The organism is Rhizobium sullae (assembly GCF_900169785.1).
In the GTDB taxonomy this organism is placed as follows: Bacteria; Pseudomonadota; Alphaproteobacteria; order Rhizobiales; family Rhizobiaceae; genus Rhizobium; species Rhizobium sullae.
Genome location: NZ_FWER01000175.1, coordinates 1 through 710, shown reverse-complemented (window position 1 = coordinate 710; position 710 = coordinate 1). Strand labels below are relative to the sequence as shown.

At 62.5% G+C, this 710-nt stretch carries 1 protein-coding gene; it reads right to left on the bottom strand.

The annotated features are described in order from the left end of the window. Positions 1–710: MBL fold metallo-hydrolase (locus BN1800_RS39605; RefSeq protein WP_143534272.1), on the bottom strand; the 710-nt coding region annotated here is incomplete at both ends.

The window sequence follows — 710 nt, the reverse complement described above, 5'->3', positions numbered from 1 at the left end:
TGAGGTAGCGCTTGCCGTTGGCTTCCGGCTCCGGCGGGCGCCCGCCGCGGATGTTCACCTGCAAGGCATGCAGGATGAGCTTCGGCATCGGCAGCGTTTTGTCGCGCTTTGTCCGCAGCGCCACGAACTCTTCCTCGCTTACGCCGGCAAGGTGCGGGTTGGACTTCTTCTGCTCGGCCACCGTGCTTTCCCAACGGGGTGCGCGCCCGTCCGGCTGATAATCGTGGCCCGTGAAGATCCGCGTCTCGTCCGGGAGTGCGAGGATTTCCTGGATCGACTTCCACAGGACGCGGGCATCGCCGCCGGGAAAGTCGGCCCGAGCCGTGCCGCTGTCGGACATGAAGAGCGTGTCGTGCACGAAGGCCGCGTCGCCGATAACGTAGGTGATGGAGGCAAGCGTATGTCCTGGCGAAAACAGCACCTTCCCATCGATGGAGCCGACCTTAAAGGTCTCGCCATGAGCGAAGAGCCGGTCCCATTGCGAGCCATCGGCGGCAAGTTCGGGCCAGTTGTAGATGCCCTTCCATAGCTCCTGGACGTCCACGACCCGTTCGCCGATAGCAGTTCGGGCGCCCGTCTTCTCTTTCAGATACTGGGCTGCGGAGAAATGATCCGCATGCGGGTGGGTGTCGAAAATCCACTCGACCGTCAGATCTTTTTCGCGGACGTAGTCGAGAATCGCGTCGGCATTGATGGTCGCCGTTGCTCCG